The organism is Acidobacteriota bacterium, from assembly GCA_026393755.1.
Lineage (GTDB): Bacteria > Acidobacteriota > Vicinamibacteria > Vicinamibacterales > JAKQTR01 > JBAXOX01.
Window position 1 is genome coordinate 168,422 of record JAPKZO010000040.1, and the last position, 21,964, is coordinate 190,385.

General features: G+C 66.0%; 23 protein-coding genes. 10 read left to right on the plus strand and 13 right to left on the minus strand.

Features of this window, described 5'->3' with window-relative positions:
- Positions 1-7 precede the first annotated feature (7 nt).
- Genes NTV05_17815 through hslV form a run of 7 tightly spaced genes read right to left on the minus strand, consistent with a single transcriptional unit; the run spans position 8 to position 7,895 of the window.
- Complete coding sequence (locus NTV05_17815; protein ID MCX6546253.1) at positions 8-523, minus strand: acetyl-CoA carboxylase biotin carboxyl carrier protein subunit; 516 nt, start codon at positions 521-523, stop codon at positions 8-10.
- A 23-nt stretch (positions 524-546) separates the two neighbouring features.
- Positions 547-2,082, minus strand: a complete 1,536-nt coding sequence (locus tag NTV05_17820; GenBank protein MCX6546254.1) for an acetyl-CoA carboxylase biotin carboxylase subunit — start codon at positions 2,080-2,082, stop codon at positions 547-549.
- 43 nt (positions 2,083-2,125) lie between these two features.
- A complete protein-coding gene (locus NTV05_17825) occupies positions 2,126-3,670 on the minus strand; it encodes an acyl-CoA carboxylase subunit beta (protein MCX6546255.1) in 1,545 nt (514 codons plus the stop codon).
- A gap of 20 nt (positions 3,671-3,690) precedes the next feature.
- Positions 3,691-4,473 carry a fumarylacetoacetate hydrolase family protein gene (locus NTV05_17830; GenBank protein ID MCX6546256.1) on the minus strand — a complete coding sequence of 261 codons (783 nt, stop codon included), beginning with the start codon at positions 4,471-4,473 and terminating at the stop codon, positions 3,691-3,693.
- A gap of 23 nt (positions 4,474-4,496) precedes the next feature.
- Positions 4,497-5,942 (minus strand): hypothetical protein, encoded by a 1,446-nt coding sequence (locus NTV05_17835; protein ID MCX6546257.1) that lies wholly within the window; start codon positions 5,940-5,942, stop codon positions 4,497-4,499.
- Between the two features lie 11 nt (positions 5,943-5,953).
- Positions 5,954-7,327 (minus strand): ATP-dependent protease ATPase subunit HslU, encoded by a 1,374-nt coding sequence (gene hslU, locus NTV05_17840; protein MCX6546258.1) that lies wholly within the window; start codon positions 7,325-7,327, stop codon positions 5,954-5,956.
- 4 nt (positions 7,328-7,331) lie between these two features.
- Positions 7,332-7,895, minus strand: coding sequence for an ATP-dependent protease subunit HslV (gene hslV, locus NTV05_17845; GenBank protein ID MCX6546259.1), 564 nt, complete (start codon positions 7,893-7,895; stop codon positions 7,332-7,334).
- 558 nt (positions 7,896-8,453) lie between these two features.
- On the opposite strand from hslV, the gene NTV05_17850 reads away from it, so the two are divergent.
- Complete coding sequence (locus NTV05_17850) at positions 8,454-9,197, plus strand: PEGA domain-containing protein (protein MCX6546260.1); 744 nt, start codon at positions 8,454-8,456, stop codon at positions 9,195-9,197.
- 10 nt (positions 9,198-9,207) lie between these two features.
- A complete protein-coding gene (locus NTV05_17855; GenBank protein ID MCX6546261.1) occupies positions 9,208-9,594 on the plus strand; it encodes a hypothetical protein in 387 nt (128 codons plus the stop codon).
- Here the strand turns inward: NTV05_17855 and NTV05_17860 are convergent.
- Complete coding sequence (locus NTV05_17860; GenBank protein MCX6546262.1) at positions 9,564-10,940, minus strand: amino acid permease; 1,377 nt, start codon at positions 10,938-10,940, stop codon at positions 9,564-9,566. The genes NTV05_17855 and NTV05_17860 overlap by 31 nt on opposite strands.
- Before the next feature lie 58 nt (positions 10,941-10,998).
- Between NTV05_17860 and NTV05_17865 the strand changes: the two genes are divergently transcribed.
- Entirely contained in the window at positions 10,999-11,685 is a 687-nt protein-coding gene (locus tag NTV05_17865) for a protein-L-isoaspartate(D-aspartate) O-methyltransferase (protein ID MCX6546263.1), read from the plus strand.
- Here NTV05_17865 and NTV05_17870 read toward each other — a convergent pair whose 3' ends face one another.
- The 4 genes from NTV05_17870 to NTV05_17885 all read right to left on the minus strand — a co-directional run bounded on the left by NTV05_17870 (position 11,686) and on the right by NTV05_17885 (position 14,564).
- Entirely contained in the window at positions 11,686-12,156 is a 471-nt protein-coding gene (locus NTV05_17870) for a hypothetical protein (protein ID MCX6546264.1), read from the minus strand.
- A 97-nt stretch (positions 12,157-12,253) separates the two neighbouring features.
- Positions 12,254-13,129, minus strand: coding sequence for a hypothetical protein (locus NTV05_17875; protein ID MCX6546265.1), 876 nt, complete (start codon positions 13,127-13,129; stop codon positions 12,254-12,256).
- Between the two features lie 41 nt (positions 13,130-13,170).
- Entirely contained in the window at positions 13,171-13,977 is an 807-nt protein-coding gene (locus NTV05_17880) for a hypothetical protein (protein MCX6546266.1), read from the minus strand.
- Positions 13,974-14,564 carry an RNA polymerase sigma factor gene (locus NTV05_17885; protein MCX6546267.1) on the minus strand — a complete coding sequence of 197 codons (591 nt, stop codon included), beginning with the start codon at positions 14,562-14,564 and terminating at the stop codon, positions 13,974-13,976. The genes NTV05_17880 and NTV05_17885 overlap by 4 nt, the downstream gene beginning before the upstream one ends.
- Positions 14,565-14,798: 234 nt before the next feature.
- Between NTV05_17885 and NTV05_17890 the strand changes: the two genes are divergently transcribed.
- The 7 genes from NTV05_17890 (at position 14,799) to NTV05_17920 (ending at position 21,260) form a co-directional block, all read left to right on the plus strand.
- Positions 14,799-15,395, plus strand: a complete 597-nt coding sequence (locus NTV05_17890) for a response regulator (GenBank protein ID MCX6546268.1) — start codon at positions 14,799-14,801, stop codon at positions 15,393-15,395.
- Between the two features lie 610 nt (positions 15,396-16,005).
- Positions 16,006-16,506 (plus strand): hypothetical protein, encoded by a 501-nt coding sequence (locus NTV05_17895; protein MCX6546269.1) that lies wholly within the window; start codon positions 16,006-16,008, stop codon positions 16,504-16,506.
- Positions 16,507-16,578: 72 nt separating this feature from the next.
- Positions 16,579-17,079: a hypothetical protein gene (locus tag NTV05_17900; protein MCX6546270.1), complete on the plus strand. Its 501-nt coding sequence runs from the start codon at positions 16,579-16,581 to the stop codon at positions 17,077-17,079.
- 33 nt (positions 17,080-17,112) lie between these two features.
- Positions 17,113-17,574 (plus strand): hypothetical protein, encoded by a 462-nt coding sequence (locus NTV05_17905; GenBank protein ID MCX6546271.1) that lies wholly within the window; start codon positions 17,113-17,115, stop codon positions 17,572-17,574.
- A 13-nt stretch (positions 17,575-17,587) separates the two neighbouring features.
- A complete protein-coding gene (locus NTV05_17910) occupies positions 17,588-18,091 on the plus strand; it encodes a hypothetical protein (protein MCX6546272.1) in 504 nt (167 codons plus the stop codon).
- A gap of 50 nt (positions 18,092-18,141) precedes the next feature.
- A complete protein-coding gene (locus NTV05_17915; protein ID MCX6546273.1) occupies positions 18,142-19,017 on the plus strand; it encodes a hypothetical protein in 876 nt (291 codons plus the stop codon).
- Positions 19,018-19,025: 8 nt separating this feature from the next.
- Positions 19,026-21,260 carry a hypothetical protein gene (locus NTV05_17920; GenBank protein ID MCX6546274.1) on the plus strand — a complete coding sequence of 745 codons (2,235 nt, stop codon included), beginning with the start codon at positions 19,026-19,028 and terminating at the stop codon, positions 21,258-21,260.
- Here the strand turns inward: NTV05_17920 and NTV05_17925 are convergent.
- Positions 21,257-21,766, minus strand: a complete 510-nt coding sequence (locus NTV05_17925) for a hypothetical protein (protein MCX6546275.1) — start codon at positions 21,764-21,766, stop codon at positions 21,257-21,259. The genes NTV05_17920 and NTV05_17925 overlap by 4 nt on opposite strands.
- Positions 21,767-21,964 lie beyond the last annotated feature (198 nt).

Sequence of the window (21,964 nt, forward strand, 5' to 3'; positions counted from 1 at the left end):
GCAGGACCTACTCGACGACAACGAGCAGGCGGCCAGCCTCGACCGAGGTTCCCTCGGTGACCGCCACATTGATGACGCGGCCATCCTTTGGCGAACGCAGTTCGTTCTCCATCTTCATGGCCTCGACCACGACCAATCCCTGCCGCGCCTTGACCTGATCGCCCGGCTTCACCAGCACCCTGATGACTTTGCCTGGCATCGGGGCAACGACTTGCTGGGTCCCGACGGCCTGGGCCGCCTGCGCGCCGCGCCCACCGAATCGGCCCGCTCCCGTGAGCCGCCGCGTGATGGCAATCCCGCTCGCCAGATGCACGGCGAGATCGCCATCTGGTCCGGATGCCGCCACACCGACCTCCCGGCTGGCGTGCCCGCGTTCGGGGAAGATCAGCGAATAGGTGGCTCTGTCGACCACTGCCACGTCCGCCAGCCACGTTTCTCCGTCGCTGGTCACGTGATACGTCCCGTCCTTTATCTCCACCAGGACGGTGCGGGTTCGGCCGCCGATGTCGATCTGCAGTGTCATCGCGTGCTCCGGCACGAATGCGGTCAGCGAAGCCCCTGAGTACGGGCGTGCCGCATCCAGCGGCTCTCCTGCGCCGGAGGGGGGCCCGCGGATGCTTCGGCAGATGTCTTCTGGGTCATCGCGTGCACGGCGGCAGTCACGATCGCCAGGTGCTCGTCCTCGGGAGGCACCTGCTGGAACGGCTGCCCGTTGCGACAGGCCAGCGCGCGATCGATGAACGTCGTGTCGAACTGGCCGGCCAGAAAGTCGGGATCGGCCAGCAACCACCGGAAAAACGGAATCGTGGTCTTGATGCCGCGCACGTCGTATTCGCGGAGCGCCCGGGCCATCCGCGCGATCGCGGTGGGCCGATCGCCCGCCCAGGCCGACAGCTTCGCGATCAGCGGGTCATAGTAGACCGGCACGTCCGCCCCGGCGACGGCCCCGCTGTCGTCGCGGCGGATGCCGGGCCCTGCCGGCACGCGCAACGCGGTCACGCGGCCGGGGGACGGCAGGAAATCGTGATCCGGGTCCTCTGCGTAGATGCGGCATTCAATCGCATGCCCGTGAGGCGTCAGCACGCTGTCGGGATCCAGGTCGAGACGCTCGCCACGCGCAATGCGAAGCTGCCAGTGCACCAGATCGGTCAGCGTCACCAGCTCGGTGATCGGGTGTTCGACCTGCAGCCGCGTGTTCATCTCGAGGAAGAAGAATTCGCCGCTCTGATCCAGCAGGAATTCGATGGTTCCGGCATTCGTGTAGCCGACGCCGCGGGCCACCGCGGCCGCGGCCGCCGCCAGCGACGCGCGCGTCTGGGGGGTGACCTGGAGCGAGGGCGACTCTTCGACCACCTTCTGATGGCGGCGCTGGATCGAGCACTCGCGCTCCACGAACGGCACGACGGTGCCATAGTGGTCGCCGAGCAGCTGGATCTCGATGTGGCGGGGCCGAGTGACTTGTCGCTCAACGTACACGGCCGGATCGCCGAACGCCGACAGCGCCTCGGATCGCGCGGCTCGCAGCGCGCTGGCCAGTTCGGCGGGTTCGGCCACCGTGCGCATGCCCTTGCCGCCGCCGCCCGATACGGCCTTGATGAGGATGGGATAGCCGATCTCCGCGGCGAGGCGCGCCACCTCCGCATCGGGCACGTCGGGGCCCAGCGGGGTCCTGGTCCCCGGCACGACGGGCACGCCGGCCGCGATCGCCGCGGCGCGTGCCGCCGTCTTGCTGCCCATCAGATCGATTGCCTCCGGCGTCGGGCCGACGAAGATCAGTCCCGCATCGCGGCACGCTCTGGCGAAATCCGGATTCTCCGCAAGAAATCCATAGCCGGGATGCACGGCGTCGGCCCCCGAACGGCGCGCGACGTCGATGATCTTGTCGATGCGCAGGTAACTCTCGCGCGGCGGGTTCGGCCCGATGGCGTACGCCTCGTCGGCCTGCCGCACGTGCTGAGCGGCGCGATCGCACTCCGAGTAGACGGCCACCGTCTTCAGGCCCATCTCGCGGCAGCCACGGATGATGCGGACAGCGATTTCGCCGCGATTGGCGACGAGGACTTTCGTCAGCGGTGCAGACATGCCGTAGGTATTCTATGGCGAAATCACTCCGGGAGTGATTTCGCTACAACGGGATGTTGCCGTGCTTCTTGGGCGGGTTCCTGTCACGCTTGTGCGCGCAGGCCTCGAGCGCCGAGATGATCTTGCGGCGCGTCGTCCGCGGCTGAATCACCTCGTCGACGAATCCGCGGGCGGCGGAGATGTAGGGGTTGGCAAACGCGTCGCGGAATTCGGCCGTCTTCTCCGCGCGGCGGGCCGGCGCATCCGCCGAACGCTCCAGTTCGCGGCGGTAGAGGATGTTCACCGCGCCCTCGGGCCCCATCACCGCAATCTCCGCCATCGGCCAGGCATAGTTGAAGTCGGTGCGAATGTGCTTGCTCGACATCACGCAGTACGCGCCGCCGTACGCCTTACGGATGATGATCGTCACCTTCGGCACCGTCGCCTCGGCGAACGCATAGAGCAGCTTGGCGCCGTGGCGGATGATGCCGCCGAATTCCTGCACCGTGCCCGGGAGGAAACCGGGCACATCTTCCAGCGTCACCAGGGGTATGTTGAATGCGTCGCAGAAGCGCACGAACCGCGCGCCCTTGACCGAGGCGTCGATGTCGAGCGTGCCGGCCAGATGCGCGGGCTGGTTGGCGACAACCCCGACCGAACGCCCTCCCATTCTCGCAAACCCGACCACGATGTTCTGGGCGAAATACCGGTGCACTTCGAGAAAGTACCCGTCATCGACGATCGTGTGGATGACGTCCAGCATGTCGTAGGGCTGGTACGGCGACGCCGGCACCAGCGTATCGAGCGAGTCGTCCTCCCGCGTCGGGGAATCCGTCACGGGACCGCGGGGTGCATCATCCAGGTTGTTGGCGGGCAGGAACCCGAGCAGCTCCCGTATGAGCGCGATGCACTCGCGATCGTTCTCCACGGCAAAATGCGCGACGCCGCTCTTCTCGTTGTGCGTCATCGCGCCGCCCAGCTCTTCCTTGGTGACGTCCTCGTGGGTCACCGTCTTGATGACATCCGGCCCGGTCACGAACATGTAACTCGTGCCCTTGACCATGACGTTGAAATCGGTGATGGCGGGCGAGTACACCGCGCCGCCGGCGCACGGGCCCATGATGGCCGAAATCTGAGGCACGACTCCCGACGCCAGTGTGTTGCGCAGGAAGATGTCGGCGTAGCCGCCAAGCGACACCACGCCCTCCTGGATCCTGGCGCCGCCCGAGTCGTTCAGCCCGACGATGGGCGCGCCCATCCGGACGGCCAGGTCCATCACCTTGCAGATCTTCGCCGCGTTGGTTTCCGACAGCGATCCCCCGAACACGGTGAAGTCCTGCGCGAAGGCATAGACCGAACGCCCCTCGATCTTTCCGTGACCCGAGACGACGCCGTCGCCGGGAATGATCTGCTCCTGCATCCCGAAGTCCCGGCAGCGGTGGGTCACCAGCTTGTCGAGCTCTTCGAACGTCCCCGGGTCGAACAGCTCCATCACCCGCTCGCGCGCCGTCAGCTTTCCGGCGTCGTGCTGCCGCCTCAGCCGCTCCTCGCCGCCGCCAAGTTCAGCCTGCCGCTCGAGCTCCGCCAGCTTCTTGAGGGACTCCTTCACGCTGTCGCTCCTTCTGCCGACTAGTCTCGGTTTCTGATCGGATTGGTCAGCTCGCCGACGCCCTCGACTTTGATCGTGACGGTGTCTCCGTCCACGAGCGGCCCGATGCCGGACGGCGTGCCCGTGGAGATCACGTCACCGGGCAGCAGCGTCATGATCGCGCTGATGTACTCGATCAGTTCGGCTGCCGAAAACACCAGCTGATTCGTACGCGAACTCTGGCGCCTGACGCCGTTGACCCAGCCTTCGACAGCCAGATCGGCCGGATCGAGCCCCACTGCGATCGACGGCCCCAGCGCAGCAAACGTGTCGAACCCCTTGACGTGCGAATACTGGTAGCCGCGGTTCTGCATGTCGCGCGCGGTCACGTCGTTCGAACACGTGAGACCGAAGATGTACGCCCCGGCGTCGGCGGCGCTGACGCGCGTGGCCCGCCGCCCGATCACGATGCCCATCTCCGCCTCGTGATCGACGCGCCCGACACCGGGCGGCAACTGGATTGGGTCGCCCGGTCCAATCACCGCGGTCGACGGCTTGAGAAACAGCATCGGCTCTTTGGGCAGCGGCTTGCCCTGCTCGGCGGCGTGGTCCCTGTAGTTCAGGCCGATCGCGACGATCTTGCTCGGGGCGATCGGGGCAATCAGCCGCACCGCCGGCGAAAACGCACCGGACTCGCCCTCGGCAACCCGATCCCCAAGGGTATAGCGGCCGAACAGATCACCGACGACCAGTCTCAGTGTGCCGTCCCGCTCAATGGCGTGCCGGCGCTCGCCGTTCCACAGAATCCCGTAAATTCGATCCATCGGTCAGATCCTCGCTGTTGAGCCTATCTCGCGGTTTCTTCGGTCTTGTTCGACATCGCGCTCTGATTGGGCGGTGACGCCCTGTCGATCGCCACGACGGCGTAGACGTAGCGGACACCGGCCGTGACGCTGGTATCGCGATACGTGGTCTCGGTGATAGGCGCCTTGAACAGGGCGGTGAACGGCCCGTCCGGCGTCGCACTGCGCAGGACCAGGTACCCTGCCAGATCCGGGGCATCCACGCCGGTCCAGATCAGGCTGATCGCGCCCGTGCTGGCGACGGCGGCCAACGCAGTCGGGGCGGGCGGCGGAACGCGGTCGGCCGGCGTCACACACGCGATCGGGGACGGGGCGCTTTCGGCGATCGCGGGAGTGGCCAGAGGCGCGACTCCGGCCGGCGGCGCAGTCAGCGCGGTCCCGGTCGTCACTTGCGTGGTCGCGCCAACGGTGTTGACCGTGCGCACCTGGTAACAGCGCTCGACGCCGAACTCGATCTTGTCGTCGACAAAACTCGGGACGCTCAGAGGCTTGAGGTTGAGCGGCAGCGGCAACTCGGCAGGACGACTCCCACCGGTCTCGGCCGACGAGGACGACCGGCTCACCGCGTAGATGTTGTACAACGGCAGCACGGGCAGCAGCATGCCGCGAGGCGCAGCGGGCAACAGGGGCGCCGCGCCCGGCCGCTCGATGGCGGCGGCGGCGCCCACGGGTGGATCCCAGGAAATCTCAAGGACCTTCCCATTCACTGCGAGCCGGGGCCGTCCGGGCGGCGGCGGCAGCGCGTCGAACGCAACCGCGAATCGGGGAGAGGGATTGCCGCGCTCGCCGCTGCGATTGACCGCGTACGCCAGATAGAAACGCCGCAGTCTGGCCTCGAGCACCGGTCCGCCAACCGGCAATTCCAGCCGTGAACCCTGTGACGGGTCACTGGTCGTCACCGTCGACGTCTTGATCAGTCTCCTGGGGATCGGCGTCGGCGCCATCGTTTCCGGCGTCAGCACCTCCGTGATTGTGATGACGGCCCCCTGGTCGACGCCCGGCTCGGGCGGTTTCTCTTTCGCCGGCTTCTTCGTGGCAGCGGGTTTTTCCGTTACGTCGCGATCGGCCTCAGGATCGGGCGGCCTCCGCACGAGCACCTCGGACACCAGCGTCAGGTCGCGGACCTCGAGCCCCTCGATCTCCTTGAGCGCGGTGTACGCGTACACCTCGACGCGGCTGATGTCGGCCGGCTTCGTGTTGTCGGTATTGCCGGAGGGAACGGTCAAGCGGAGATACACGGTGTCGCCAGATCGGCGCGCCGTAAAATCCGAGAGCGGAGCCGGCGTCTTGACGATCGGGGCCAGCGGCGGCCCCTTCTTGCCGCACGCCGCGGGCACCAACCCGACCAGCAGCAGGATGAGCGCAGCCTCGGCCCGGAGCCAGCCGGCCGCCGTCACCATGGGGCGGGACGCGAGGACATCTGGCAGCATCAACGTCGGCTTCACAGGATGTACCGGCTCAGATCCTCGTTCTTCACGATGTCCCCAAGCATGTGGTCCACATAATCGGCATCAATCGTAATCGATTTCTCCACGCGATCGGGCCCCTCGAACGAAATGACGTCGAGCAGCTTTTCCATCACAGTGTGCAGCCGGCGGGCCCCGATATTCTCGGTCCGCTCGTTGACCATGGCCGCCAGGGCCGCGATGCGCTCGATCGCGCCATCGGTAAAGGCCAGTGTCAGCCCTTCGGTGGCCATCAACGCCACGTACTGGGTGATGAGCGCATGGCGCGGCTCACGCAGGATCCGGACGAACTCATCCCGGCCGAGGGGTTCGAGTTCCACGCGAATCGGGAACCGACCCTGCAGCTCCGGAATCAGGTCGGATGGTTTCGACACATGGAACGCGCCAGCCGCAATGAACAGGATGTGATCGGTCCGCACGATGCCGTGCTTGGTGTTGACGGTGGTGCCCTCGACAATCGGGAGGATGTCGCGCTGCACGCCCTCGCGGCTGACATCCGGACCGTGGCCGCCCTCGCGCCCGGCGATCTTGTCGATCTCGTCGACGAAAATGATGCCGCCCTGCTCGACCCGTTCGATGGCCGTGCGCGCCACGGTCTCCATGTCCACCAGTTTCTGCTGCTCTTCCTGGATCAGGTGGACCCGGGCATCCGGCACCTTCATGCTGCTGCTTCCCTTGCGTCCCTGGAACAGACCGGGCAGCATGTCCTTGAGATTGAGGCCGATCTCCTCCATTGACGATCCGCCCACCACCTGCATCATCGGCAGGCTCTGCTCGCGCAACTCCAGTTCGACGGTACGCTCGTCGAGCTTGCCCTCCCGCAGTTGCGCCCGCAGCCATTCGCGCGTCTGGCCCGCGTGTTCGTGTCTCGCCGCCTCGTCGTCTGCGGACGCCGGGGGCCGAGGCGGCAGCAGCAGATCCAGCAGTCGTTCCTCGGCACGCTCTTCGGCCATCGCCTGCACGTCGCGGTAGCGCTCGTCGCGCACCATGCCGACCGCGATCTCGACCAGGTCGCGAATCATCGACTCGACGTCGCGGCCGACGTAGCCCACTTCGGTGAACCGCGAGGCCTCGACCTTGAGAAACGGTGACTGCGCCAGCCGCGCGAGGCGCCGCGCGATTTCGGTCTTGCCCACGCCGGTCGGGCCGATCATGAGGATGTTCTTCGGCATCACCTCATCAGCCAGATCCTTCGGCAGATGCTGTCGTCTGAGCCTGTTTCGAAGGGCAATCGCGACGGCGCGTTTGGCCTGGTGCTGCCCGACGACGAACTTGTCGAGTTCGGCGACGATCTGGCGGGGGGTCATAGCCGACCCGAAGGGCGTGAGCGACGACGGATGGATGGGCATGGGGCTAGGCGCTCGGCTCAGGCTGCTGCGAAGTGATGGCCAACTCTTCGATCGTGAACCGGGTATTCGTGTAGATGCAGATCTCGGCGGTCAGCCCCATCGCGATCTCCGCGATCGTCCGGGCGTCAAACGCCGTGTTGCGCGCGAGGGCCCGTGCTGCCGCCACCGCATACATCCCGCCCGCGCCGATACCCACAATGCCGTCGTCCGGTTCGATCAAATCGCCGGTGCCCGAGAGCAGGAACGTCGATTTCTGGTCCGCGACCGCCAGCATCGCCTCGAGGCGCCGGAGCGCCCGATCGGTCCGCCAGTCCTTCGCCAGCTCAACGGCCGACCGTTCGAGGTTGCCGCGATACTGATCGAGCTTGGCTTCGAAACGCGAGAACAACGCGAACGAATCGGCGGCCGAACCGGCAAATCCCGCCAGTACCCGGTCGTTGTAGAGGCGGCGGATCTTCCGCGCGCCATGCTTGACGACGGTCGCTCCAAGCGTCACCTGGCCGTCGCTCGCCATCACCACGCGGTCCAAGTGACGGACCGTCAGAATCGTCGTCGCGTGAATCATCATGGGGTCAGATCCAGGACATTACCTTCTCTGGCATTTTGGATCGACCGCAGGCCAAAACGCCATGGCTGTATGCGTAAATCGGAGGATGTTGTGCTGTCGATCCGACCCGACCAGTTGTCGTGACCTCGTTGACTGTCAGGAATACCGGACAACCGACGCGTCAACCTGCCACCGGAACTGGACAAGCAGACGGCGAAGGCGTAGATTTTGGAGGGATCCAGTCGAGCCTGCCTGGCAATGGACTTGCTTAAGCTGTTGCAGGCGACGGTGGATCGTGTCCCTCCGCGGTCCGTTTCGGCAAAGGAGCGCATCATGACTCGGTTCAACTCCGGCGTCATCATCCTGGCGGGTACGGCTCTGCTACTTACCGTCCCATCGGGCTGGGCGTTCGCTCAGGCTAGACCCACCGAACAGGCTAGACCCACCGAACAGGCCAGACCCACCGAACAGAGCAGCCCCAGGGAATCTGGACCGGTCGCCCGAGGCGCCGAGCGCGGCCCGTCGACGCCGGGCCCATCCAGCGCGGGCGCCGGGGCAGCCGTCCCAAATAGCGGAGGGATGCCATCATCGTCCGGCGGGTCGGTTGGGAGCAGCGGCAGTCCCGCCTCGTATGGCGGGTCGGCGAACTATCGCGACTCCCGGCGTCGCGACAGCGCGGGTGACCCCCGCTCGGCTAATGCTCCGACCACCGAGGCCTCGCCGTGGTATTCCCGGCCGCGCGGGAACAGTCCGGTCACGGGCACGGCGACGGTAAGGACGACGCCGGCTGGTGGCACCGGCACCCAGTTGCCTGGCGGATCCTATAGCAATCCCTGGTATGGGCCGTACTACGGTTCGTACCCGGGCTATTACGGATCGGGTGGCTACTACGGAAACTACGGTTGGGGAATGTTCGGCCTCGGCACGTCGTACTTCTTCGACCCGTTCTGGATGAGCTACGGAGGATACCCTGGCTATGGCTATGGCAGTGGCTACGGCTATGGCAGTGGCTATGGCAGTGGCTACGGCGACGTGTACGGTGGCGGGTATGGCTGGAGTACGCCCAGCGGATTCGCGCCTTCGACGCGCATGATGGGCAGTATCAGGCTCAAGGTCAAGCCGAACCAGGCCGCCGTGTACGTCGACGGCTACTACTCCGGACGAGTGGATGATTTTGATGGCGTCTTCCAGAAGTTGCGGCTCGAGCCCGGGCCCCACAAGATCGAGATTTCGGCGCAAGGGTTCCAGTCGATTTCGTTCGACGTGAACATCCGCGTCGGAGAGAACATCAACTACCAGGGCGTGCTCGAGACCATCAGATAGCAGACACTTCGTGCTCCGACTGGTCGCCGCGCTTTCGGCCGTTTATGACCTCCTCGTCGGGGCCGCCCTGCTCGCGGGGCGGCCTCTTCTTGTACAGCTGTTCGGCGTGCCGGCTCCGGTTCCGCCGATTCATGCGGATCTGAATGGGCTCTTTACGCTGGCCATCGGGATCGGGTACCTGCTGCCCTATCGCGACCCGGAGCGGTATCGCGCGTATCTGTGGCTGATGGGACCCGGCCTGAAGGGTGCCGGGGCGACGCTCTTCGTGCTGGACTATCTGTGGCGCGGATCGCCGGCGTCGTTCCTGCTATTCGCGGTGGGTGATGGCTCGCTCGCTCTACTGACGCTCTGGGCGCTGGTCCGATCTCACTCTTTCCGTCTGCCCCAGAACAGGTAGTAGACAGGAATCCCAGCCAGGATAATCAGGGCGCCCCACAAGGAAGGGCCGGGCCGTCCCATAATCGCCGCCACCATGATGGCCAGCGAGGCAAGCACGAAGATGGCCGGTGCAACCGGGTAGCCCCACGCTTTGAACGGCCGCGGCTCGTTCGGGTAACGCCGGCGCAGCACGAACACCACGCTCACCGCAACGGCCGAGAACAGCAGCACGGCAAATCCGGTGTACTCCGCCAACTGGTCCTTGGTGTTGGTAAGAATCAGCAGCGAACTCCACAGCGTCTGGGCGACGATCGCGACCCACGGCGTGTGGAACCGCGGGTGGATTTTTGCCGCCGCGGGAAAGAACGCCCCGTCGCGCGCCATGGCGAAATATACGCGCGGCCCGGCAATTGTCATCGCGCTCAAGCTGCCCAACAACACGACGACGGCGAGTCCACCCAGCACCTGCGCCGCCAGCGGGCCGAGCAGCCGGTCGGCCGCCACCATGGCGATCTCTCCCTGCAAACCGCCGATCTCGCCAATCGGCACGGCGTAGATGTAAAGGAAGTTCAACCCGAGATACAGCAGTACGACGGCCACCGTTCCCAGGGCGAGCGCCTTCGGCACATTGCGCCCAGGGTCTCGAATTTCCTCGGCGACGTACGACGCGGCATTCCATCCGCTGTAGGAGAACATCACAATGATGAACGCCAGCGACCAGTTGAAGGACGCACCCGCGGGCGCGGCCGCCTGCAGGTTGGCGAAACTGCCGCGGCCCACGCCGATCCCGATCGCGACAAACAGCGCCAGCGCCCCCACCTTCACGACGGCCAGCGTGTTCTGCACCAGTCGTCCGGGCCCGAGGCCGCGAATGTGAATCAGCGCGAGCCCGAAGATGATGGCCAGCGCCACGGCCGTGCGCGGCGACAGCACGATCGGCATGCCAGGAACCGGAATGATGAAGACTGGCGTCGCATCACTCGCGACAGGCAGGAATCTGCCGAGGTAGTCGGCGGCCCCCAGCGCGCCGGCGGCGATGGCGCCCGCAAAGCCCGCGACAAACGACGTCCAGCCCGTCAGAAACGCTGCCAGGCGGCCGTACCCTTCGCGCAGATAGACATATTCGCCGCCTGATCGGGGCCGCAGCGTGCCCAGTTCGGCGTAGGCCATCGCACCGGCAAACGCCAGCAGCCCGCCGCCGAGCCAGACGGCCAGAAACAGGAGAGGATGCGGCACCAGTTGTGCGATGATCCCGGGTGTAATGAAGATGCCGACGCCGATCACGTTCGAGATGACGATGGCGGCGGCATCGAAGGGACCGAGTCGGCGATCAAGCGTTTGTGGGTTGGTCGATGTCTGAGACACGCCCGCATTATATATGGTGGCACGCCTTGTCCCGGCGCTCTGCTTGATGGTGTCGCTGATGGCTGCACCGACTCCGCCAGCCGACAGCACGCAACGCCCTGGCGTTCAGGACGACTTCACCCGCGAGCGACTGGCCATGGTGGCCGAGCAGATCGCCGGCCGCGGCGTCGACGACCCGCGAGTGCTCGCGGCGATGCGCGAGGTGCCGCGGCACCTGTTTGTCGCGGAGCGAGATCGCGCCAACGCGTACATCGACGCGCCGCTCGGCATCGACCACGGCCAGACGATCTCCCAGCCGTACATCGTTGCCTTGATGACGAAACTGGCCCGCCCGCGCCAGACCGACCGGGCACTCGAAATCGGGACCGGATCAGGCTACCAGGCCGCCGTGCTGTCCATGCTGGTCGATCGGGTGTTCAGCCTCGAGATCGTCGCGGCGCTGGCCGACACGGCGCGGGATCGGCTGGCCGCACTGGGATATCGGAATGTCACCGTCCGTCAGGGCGACGGCTACCTCGGATGGCCGGGCGAGGCCCCCTTCGACATCATCCTCGTGACCGCGGCGCCGGACGATGTCCCGCCCGCACTGGTGTCACAACTGCGCCCGGGCGGGCGACTGGTGATTCCGGTCGGACGCGCGGGAGCGGTTCAGGATCTCGTGGTGATTGAGAAGGACGCGGCGGGTGCGATCACGCGCCGCAGCGTGATTCCCGTGCGCTTTGTACCGTTGGTGAAGAAGAGGTAGTCAGTGCGTCAGCAGTTGTCGCTTGACCTGCTGTTCGGTGAGCTTGATGAACTGACCCGCGCCGTACTTCGCGAAGATCTGAACGGTCGCGTCCTTGAAATCCTTGTGCATCAGCATCTGCGCGCGCGGCTGCAGGCCGGAAAAGCCCCAGTTGCCCCGCACCGTCAGGGGCTTGCTCGTCGCGTTCGGACCAAGTGCGTCCTGTCCATGCAGCACGATCAGCGCCGATCCGAGTTCCTCTGATTCGCCTTTGAAGCGGAAGACCGAGAACACCTGCAGCGAACCGATTGCCGACGCGCTCGTGTTGGACACCGTGAACGACGCGCTCGGGACGAGCTTGTTCATTCCGTTGGTGACGCCGACATCGAACCAGCCTGTCGTGAGGTTGCCGACCTTGATCACGCTGGCCACATCGATGGCGGCCGGGGCGCACCCGGCAAGCAGGGCCATGGGCACCAGGATCAACGCCAAGGCTGGTCGTCTTCTCAATCGCATAGGATCCCTTTCGTCCGTCCGGCTCGCGCTCTTTCATTTTAGGCACCAGGCGGACGCGAAAGGTTCCACTATATCAATACTCGCGAACCTCGACCCGCTTGCGGGCTTCGTCGCGAGTGATCCGGCCGGCGTGCAGCGCGGCCAGGTCGGCACCCTTCATGCGAATGAAGATGGTCACCGCATCGCCCTGGTCGTCGGCCCCGATCCCTCGTGCGTTGTTGTCGCGCGCGGCCACGGTCAGCGATTCCTCCGCACCGACCGGGAGGGCCTGGCTGTAGTCCAGCATCACCTCGATGAGCGCGTCCTTGACGGCGGTCGTATAGGCCTCGCCCGGGTCCGCCATCATCTCGGTGGCCGGATCCGCGACGGTCGACGAGACCGCGACGCCGCCCGTCGTCTGCGACCTCGCCACTGCCGCGCCTGCCCCCGCCTGCACGGTGGGATCGTCCGGCTTCGAGTACGGGGAGACCTGTATCTCGAGACGCCGGATGGCCTGTTCGAGCTCCTTGCGTTGCGTCGGGTCGGACACGCCCTTGATAAAGTTCCTGATCGCCTGAACGGCCGTGCTGGCGCCGCCCGAGTCGCGGTCGAGCATCCGCCAGGTCCAGACCACACTCTGCCGCATAGCGGGGACGTCCACGACGAAGAACACGCCGTAGCCATCCAGACGGAACCCGCGTGCCCGCGCGGTGCCGCCGATCAGCAGCATCTCGGGCGCGACCGACCGCCACTGCCGGGTCATCACCGCCGCCCCGCGCTGCACGGCCGTCTCGAGCACGCTTTCCATCACCGCGATCTGGTACCGCACCTTCTCCTGCGGATCGGCCTTTGCGATCGCCGCCGGAGCCAGCGGCGCGCGGATCGGTGCCTGCTGTGCCAGCACCGGGACGGCCGCGAGCACGCCCCACGCGATCGCCATCAATCCACCGCACCATTGTCGAGCACTCACGTCGGTCCTCCCTGGAGCCCTGTCGCCTGCCGGGCTCTGTCTTACTGCTGCTTCTGCGAGACCCGCACCAGGTAGTTGAGCAGTTCGCGCTGTTGCGCGACGGCGGCGCCGGTTCGGCCCTCGAGCGCGCCCATCCCGTCAACCACCCGCGTCATATCCGTGCGGCGCTGCATGTCGAAATCGCGCATCACCTGCGAAATCCGCACCGCCATTTCGCGCTGCTGCCGCGTTTCGCTCGCGTCGATCAACTGCTGCACGCGCGCCATGAACTCCTGATTGCCCATCGGCCGTCTGCCGGCCGCGTTGGCGGCCTGCCGCACACCCGGGTCGGTTCCGCCGGCATCGGCCGGCCGCAGGTCGCTCCGCAATTTCTGCTCGAGAGCGACCAGTTCCGCTCGCCACGGCGCGTCGGCCGCCGTCGATGCCTGCTGCGCGCCAGACTGGGCGGCACCCGCGGCCTGCGCGGACGCCTGCCTGCTCCAGCCGGCTCGCACGGTCCAGCCCTGCTGGTCGTAGCGAACCTCCAGCCCCGAGATCCCGACGGCCACACCCACGATCAGCGAGGCGGCCGCCAACTGGGCCCACGCGGGCAGCTGGGGCATCGCCAGCCACGCGAAACGCCTGGGCCTGGATTCCGGCCCACGCACGATGCGGAAGTCGAGCATCGTCTCTGGCGGAGTCCACTCTGCCAGGCCGCCGCGCACGGCCCTCATCGCGGCCACTTCCGTGGCGCAGGCCTCGCACTGGGCGACGTGAGCGGCAAACGCCTGCCGTTCGAGGGAATCGCCATCTTCGTAAAGGTACGACATCAGCACGTCGACATCGCCGCAGAACTGTCGGTCACTCATGATCGTCCACCCATCCCTGCCACCACGCCGTTTCGCTCGAGTTCCCGCCGCAGCACGATCAACCCCTGGTACAAACGCGTCTTGACCGTGCTCAACGGACATCCCTGCAGTTCGGCGATTTCCTGAAATGTCAGGTCGTGATACTCCTTCAGCAGAATCGTCGAGCGCTGCTCTTCCGGCAGCATCTGCATCGCCCTGGCTACGTGCCGGCCGACATCCTTGCGCCCGATCACATCTTCGATGGACTCGGACGGCGCGGCGTGGGCTGCCGCCAGATCGGAGACGTCCACGCCTTCCGGCACCTGCACGAATGGAGCGCGCCGCTGGCGGCGCATCCAGTCGCGGCAGAGATTCAGCGTGATCCGATAGAGCCACGACGAGAATTTCGCCTGGCCTTTGAAGCCGGGCAGCGCACGGAACGCCCGGAGGAACGCCTCCTGGCACACGTCCCGCGCATCTTCCTCGCGGCCGATCTGGCGGTACGCCAGGGCGTAGATCGGCCGCTCCCAGCGAACAATCAGCTGGTTGAAGCTCTCCGAGTCGCCCGCGACGCTGCGCGCGACCAGTTCCTCGTCAGTTACCGTCATGTCTGGCGATCGCGTCTTCGGTTCCCTGAACCTGCCTCCGGCCGGGCCATCGTTCCCGTTCACCCAGTTAGACGCAGGACCGCGGCCAGTGGTCTGGCGGCAGGGGTGTCCGTGTCTGTGGTTGAATTATAGGCCTCGGCGGTTCCTCCCGAGGAATATGGCGGTGACACTTGCGGTGAAACTTGCACCGGCTCCGTCCGTCAAACGGTGATAGAGTACGCGCCGACGACGCCCATGGATGACGTTTTCCTCACCACCGAAGAAGTTCTCGAGTACCTTCAGGTCAACCTGAGGACGGTCTACCGTCTGATCAAGGCCGGAAAGATCCCGGCTGTGCGAGTCGGGCGCCAGTGGAGGTTCCGGAAAACGGACATCGATCGCTGGCTCACCACTCAGGCCACGGCGTTTCCTGTCACTGATCCGTCGGCAGCGGGCGCCTCGGCCACGGAAGCCGGGCCTCTATCGACGCGACGCCGGCGCGTGCTGGTGGTGGACGACGAAGCCACGATCCGCGAGCTCTTGACCCGGACGCTGCTGCTGGCGGAATACGATGTCGAGGAAGCGCCAGATGGCCGCGCTGCGCTCGCCCTGATGCGGACCACCGCGTTCGATCTGCTCATCACGGATCTCAAGATGCCCGGCGTGGACGGCCTGGCGCTGATTCGCGACGCGCACCGGCTCGCGCCGACGATGCCGGCCATCGTCATCACGGGGCATTCCACCGAGGCCAGCGCGATTGATGCCGCCAATGTCGGGGTGGCCGGCTATCCCACGAAGCCGTTCCGGATCGCCAGGGTCCTCGCCACCGTCGCCAAGGCGCTCGGCGAGTAGGCTACCGGCCAGCCGAGCTCGCTTCCCAATTCTGCGCGACTCCTACCAGAACTGTCGCAGAGCGTCGCTCGAACCCTCGGCGGCGTGTCGCTAAATCAGACAGTCCGGGTGTCAACTTTTCGAACACAGTGTCCCGATTTGCAGAAATCCTTCGACAAACAACCGATCGGTGTGCCGGCCCCAATGATGGCATCGCACTTGCTCTGTGTGGTGTCGTGAATGACCCACTAATACCCTTCATGACATGTAGACGACGTTCGTGTCAGCTGGGCGCGGGTCGCTAGAGAGCCATGAACATGTCGAACCTCAGTCGGCCTCATCCAACGGTTCAGACGTTTCTGAAGCCATCAGACGTGCTGGCCCGGCTTCGGGTGAACGCTCGAACGCTGTATCGGCTGATGAGCGAAGGGACGCTCCCGGCGGTCAGGATTGGCCGTCAGTGGCGGATTCGCCAAAGCGATCTTGACCTCTGGCTTCGCCGGCAGACGCATGATGTCGGCGCCACCACCTCAACGGGACTAGCCACGCGCACGCAAGGCCAAGCTCCCGCAACCCATGTCACCGCGTGCCAGCCGCTCGATCACGAGGGCTCGATCGAAGGAGACCGAAAATGAAGATGAAGTTGTTCGTCCTCGGCATCACGATTGGCGCGATCGGGCTGGTGCAGCCCCTTGGGGCCGTCGACACCACTCACAACGTCGCGATTGCCGCGACGGTGACGGTCACGGCCAAGCTGAGCGTCAGCGCGGCCACGCTGACGTTCCCCAACTCCGATCCCGACACGGTGCCGAGTATCGCGGCGACCGAAGGTGCGGTGAACATCACAGCAAGCGCGAAGACGAGTACGGGCTCAGCCGTGACGCTGACGCTGCTGGCTGATGGCGACCTCACCAACGGCACGGACTCGATCGCGATTTCCAACATGACGTGGACCGCCGGCGGCGCCGATTTCGCGGCCGGCACCATGAGCAGGACTACAGCCCAGTCCGTGGCGTCGTGGACCAGTTCCGGAAGGCGCACCGGCACGCAGAGCTTCGCGCTGGCCAACAGCTGGTCGTACCCGACCGGCAGCTACTCGGCCACGGCCACCTACACCCTCACTGCGCCGTAGGACCTCGGATCGGGATATCCTACGCAGGACCACATCCGGCGGACGGTCGCTCCCGTCCGCCGGCTGCAGACCATGAACATCCGATTGACGTCATTCGCAGCCGCTCTCCTGGCTGCCTCGCTCGCTCAACCGCTGACGGCGGCCACCTCGGCCGGCAACGTCAACGTGTCGGTCACCGTGTCGGCACGGGCGAAGCTGGAGCTGACCCGGTCCACGGTGACCTTCGCCAACGCCGATCCCGATGTCGCGCTCACGATTCCGGCCAGCGAGGGCACAATTTCGATCACCGCGAAGGCCAAGACCGCGGCGGGCGCGGCGGTCACGCTGACGGTCATCGCGGCCAGCGACCTGACGAGCGGCGGCGATTCAATTGCGGTCACCAATGTGACCTGGACGGTCAGCGGGGCGGGGTTCACCCCGGGCACGTTGAACAAGACGACGGCCCAGACGGTGGCGTCGTGGACAGGCTCCGGCAACCGGGCCGGGACCCAGTCGTACGCGCTGACCAACAGCTGGTCGTATCCGACCGGCACGTTCTCGACAACAGCCACATATACGTTGACGGCCCCGTAGTCGCCGCGGTATCGCCCTATGCACCGTTTCAAGATGCGTCGACTTATCGGGGCGTGCCTGGCGGCCGGCGTGGCGCTGGTGATGGCGCCCGGCGTCAATGCCCAGACACTGACGTTGGGTGTCGACCAGGGATCGATTTCATTCGCGGACGCTGATCCGGATGCGACCCCCAGCATCCAAGCCGCCGCTGTTACCGTCACCTACAGGGTGCAAGGCAACTCGGGGGGAAACTGGAGGATCACGATCATGTCATCGACCGATCTGACCAGCGGCATAGCGAGTATCCCGATCAGTCAAGTGACGTGGACGGCCACGCCGGCACCTCCCTTTCAAGCGGGCACGATGAGTACTGCGGTCGAGCAGACGATGGCTTCGGGTACCGGGAATGCCAACCCGACAAAGACCGGAACCGTGATCTTCCGTCTCGCGAACTCGTGGAGCTACAACGTCGGCAACTATTCAGCCACGTTCACGTTCACCCTGTCGGCGCCATAAGGACGAGAACTGCATGCGTCGGTTGTTCGGAGTCATCGTCGTGTTCGTGTTCGTGCTGGCGCCGGCGGCTCCCCTGCTGCGGGCCGCCAGTCGAACCGATACGATGTCGGTCAGCGCCACCGTCGCGGCGCGAGCCAAGCTGACGCTGTCCTACGCGTCGATGGCGTTTCCGGACGCGGATCCCGACGCTGTGCCGCTCGTGCCAGCCGGTGGTGGCGCCTTGATTATCACCGCGAAGGCCAGGACGACACCAGGCAGCACGGTGACGCTCGTGGTTCTCGCGAGCGACGATCTGCGTTCTGGCCTCGATACCATCCCGGCGGGCAATCTGACGTGGACGGCGACGGGCGGCGGTTTTTCCGGCGGCACCATGAACAAGACGACGGCCCAGACCGTGGGATCGTGGGCCAACTCGGGGTTCTGGAGCGGCACGCAGAGCTACGCCCTGGTGAATTCGTGGAACTTCTCAACCGGGACGTACACGACAACGTTGAATTACACGCTGACCGCTCCCTGATGCGGCAGACGTCCAGCCGGGAGATCATGCATGACACGAAGGGCCATTTGATGAACAGGGCACATGTGCAGATGGACCTCCTGAAGGGACTCAGGCAGGCCCGTCGCCGGGCCGTTCATGCAGCCGCAGCGATGCTGTTGCTGATCGCGCCGCCGGCCGCGTTCGCGCAGGAGTCGCTCTCGATTGAAGTCACTCCCCTGCGCGTCGAGCTCAAGATGGGTGTCGGCGCCACGCATACCCAGGTGGTCACGCTGCGCAACGACGCGAAGAAGGCCGCAAGGATCAGGGCGCGCGTTGACGACTGGTATCTCTCGAGAGACGGGACGCCGCAGTTCAAGCCGGCCGATCCGTCCGACCCGTTTTCGGCGGCCTCGTGGGTTCGCGTCAACCCGCCTGAGCAGCTTGCGGCGGCCGGCGCGACGGCCCTCGTTCGCTTCAGCACGACCGTCCCCGCCGGCACGAAAGAGGGCGGCTACCGGTGCGCGGTGATGTTCGAGTTCGCTCCGCCGGACGCCGATCCGGTAGCCCGCTCCCGAGACGTGATGTTCCGGGGCCGCGTGGCGACGCTGCTCTACGTAACGGTTGGCACCCCGGTGCCGAGCGTCGACCTGACCGACTTGCAGATTCGCACGCCCAAAGATGGCGCGCCGGCGGTCGTCGCGACGCTCACCAACACGAGCCGCACGCACGTGCGAACCAAGGGCACGCTGGCGTTCTACGATGCGGCCGGCAGGCTCGTCCGCCAGGTGGCGATCCCGAATGTCCCGGTGCTGCCCGCGAGCGAACGCGAGGTGAGCATCCCGAGTTCGGGAGAGGGCCAGACGCCGCTGCCTCCCGGCAAGTACCGCGTCGAGGTGAAGATTGACGTGGGTCAACCGGCGCTGATCGTCGGTGAGACCACGATGGAGATCGCCGCGAAGCTATGAGGCCGGCCGTGTGGATCGGCGCCCTGCTTGTTGCGGCGACGGCGTTGCCGGTTCGCGCGCAGCAACCATCGGTTCAGATTGCGGCAGCCGTCCAGGCGACTACCGGCGACGAGCTGCGCCTCGGCGGCCAGCACCGGCTCGAGCCTGATCTCGGCATCCGGCTGTTCGATCCTGGCTTTCGTTTTGGCAATCTGTACGCCGATCTGAATGTGACGCGACGAGACGACCGCGTCGTCATCGGACGAGGGATGGTGCGTTTCGAGGGCTGGCGCGCCGCCGGCCTGACCTGGTCGGTTGACGGCGGCGACACGTGGAGCGCCCCCGCCGTCCAGGATTTCGGGTTCTCAAATCTCTTCGCCCCCCCGGTCACAGTGCAGGGCCTGTCGGTTCGGGGATCCAGCGCTCGCACCACCGTGCTGTTCACCGCGGGACGCGTCACCGCACAGCGGAACATCTTCGGCACCGACGTGGAAGCCATCGGGCAGCAGCTGTATCAGGCGTCAGCGTCCCACCGGGCCAGCGAACGCCTGGATGTGTACGCGCACGCTGTGCACGTCCGAAGCGGCCCGATGCGACTGTACACGGCATTCACGGATCGGAGCACCGATCTGGGCGGCGGCGTCCGGTACCGGCCGAACGCGTCGCTTCAGCTGGTCGCCGATGGGGGCATCACGGCGTTCCGGCGACGCGGCGTGACACTGACCGAGTACGCGCCGACGGCATTGGCGGGCGCCATCTGGGCGCTTCCGCGCGGGTGGCTTCAGATCAATGCTCAGCGCTACTCGCTTGGCCACTACGCGGTCTCGAGCTTCCCATACAACGATCGGTCGGGAGTGTTTGTCGCGGGCGAGGCCGATGTCTCCATGTCGGCGAAGCTGTTTGGCGGCGCCGAATACGCGAGAAGCAATCTCAACCCGGACGCATCGTCAGGGGCGGCGGTCAGCGTGCCCTCGGGCACGTTCTCGCGCGCGTACGGCGGCGTCCGGTTCAGTCTTGCCGGATCGTCGATGCTCACGGTTCGAATTGAAGGCGGGGGCCGCGAGATTCGGCCGTCACGATTCAGCGCAGGATTCGAAAGCGACACGGGCGTCATCACAACCGAATGGCACGGTCGCTTCCAGGCCGCCAGCCTGTTTGCGCGCTACGAACGCCGATCCAATGTCGATCCGAACGACTCCGGCGTCAGCTCTACACAACACGAAGCCTCCGGCCAGCTGTACGTCAATCTTCGCAGCAGCAGGCAGCTGTTCGTGCTCGGCTCATGGTCGCGCCGGGCGGACGGATCCGGCGACGGCGAGACGCTCTGGCACGTCGGCGGAGGGGGTCAACTGCCGGTCGGCCCACTCTATCTGCGCCTGGAGGGCACGGTCGGGCGAACACACGACTGGAGTCTCCAGACCGTGTCGAACCGCCAGTCCCTGGCAGTCGGCCTCGGCGGGCCGGTGGCGGACCAGACGTATCTGTCGATTGACTGTTATGTCGACCACTCGCCGTACGCCTTGGGCAACGGCGTCAACCCGTGGATGACACGGACGATGATCCGCCTGACGCGGTCGCTTCCGTTCGGGGGCGCGCGCTCGTCCCAGTCGGCGGGACGCTTGTCGCACGGCGGTCCCCAGGGCGTCATCAGCGGGATCGTGTTCGCCGACTGGAACGGCAACAACACCATGGACGCCGATGAACCTCCGGTCAGCGGCGTGACGGTCTCGCTCGGCGCGATGGCGGCGATCGAGACGGGCCGTGACGGACGATTCGCGTTCGCCGGCGTGCCGGTTGGCGAACAGTCCGTCTCGCTCGACATGGCGAGCGTGCCGGCCGACTATGACGCCCCAGCCGACGAGCGGCAGACCGTGGTCGTCGCGCGCAACCGGGACGTCACGGTTCGCTTCGCGCTGTTCCCGCTCGGCGCGGTCGACGGTGTGGTCTTCCAGGATGTCGACAATGACGGTACGTTGTCGGGTGCGGACACCCCGATCGAACGGGCGGTGCTCGTGCTCGATGACGGGGCTCGCACCGAGCTGGTGCGGGACGGGCGATTCCGGTTCGAGAGCGTGCGGATGGGGTCGCACACGATTAGCCTGCTGGTCGCATCGCTGCCCGATGGGGCCCAGTTGGCGGGCGCCCCGGCGGTCACCGTCGAATTGAGCAGGGACCACGTGCCGGAACGGCTGGTGTTTCTCGTGAAACTCGACAAGCGGCCTGAGGTGAGAAAAGTGTTCCCGCCAAAGAAGAAAGGGATCTAGGGCAGACTGATCACGAAACGCAGCGGCACGGCCATGCCGGTGGCCGCCGCCGAACCGCGAAGCGTGAAGATCAGTTGACCGGTGCGGACGCCACTTCCCACCCAGCGGCCGGCAACCTCGGGTACGTCAGGCCGCAGCACTCCGTCGCGCGCGCCGAATCCAACCCCCTCGAACTCGATCACCGACTCGCCGGTCGCAGGCCCGGGCAGAGCCGTCAGATCCGCCTGCGCTTCAACGGTCAGCACGACTTCGCCATCGCTCCGCGTTCGCGCGGCGGCGCGGTAGTCAATCGTCCCGATCACGACCGCGTCGGCGCCCGAACCCGTCTGCGGCCCGATGCGCAGCACCGAACTGGACACTCGAAGCGAAGTCGAGGCCGACACGTCGCTCTTGAACCGGACGAGCGTCGTCGCGCCCTCGGACGCGTGGATCGGGCACGTCAGCGCCCCGCCCGCCAGCGCCGCCGCTGTCACCACCGTACGGAGAAGAGCAGAACAGGCACTCATCGTTCTCCATGATGTTACGGCCGGGCGTGCTGGCCGGCAATGCCATTGGCGACACGGGCGCGGATGACTTTAGATGACACAGTGTGCCCCCCGTGCAGTCCATCTCGTTTGATAGGGCCCTTTGGCGGAGGGAGAAACAAGAAAAAGAAGCAGTCAGTACCGACTACCACTCTCTGCGGTCAGCACGTCGAGGCAAAG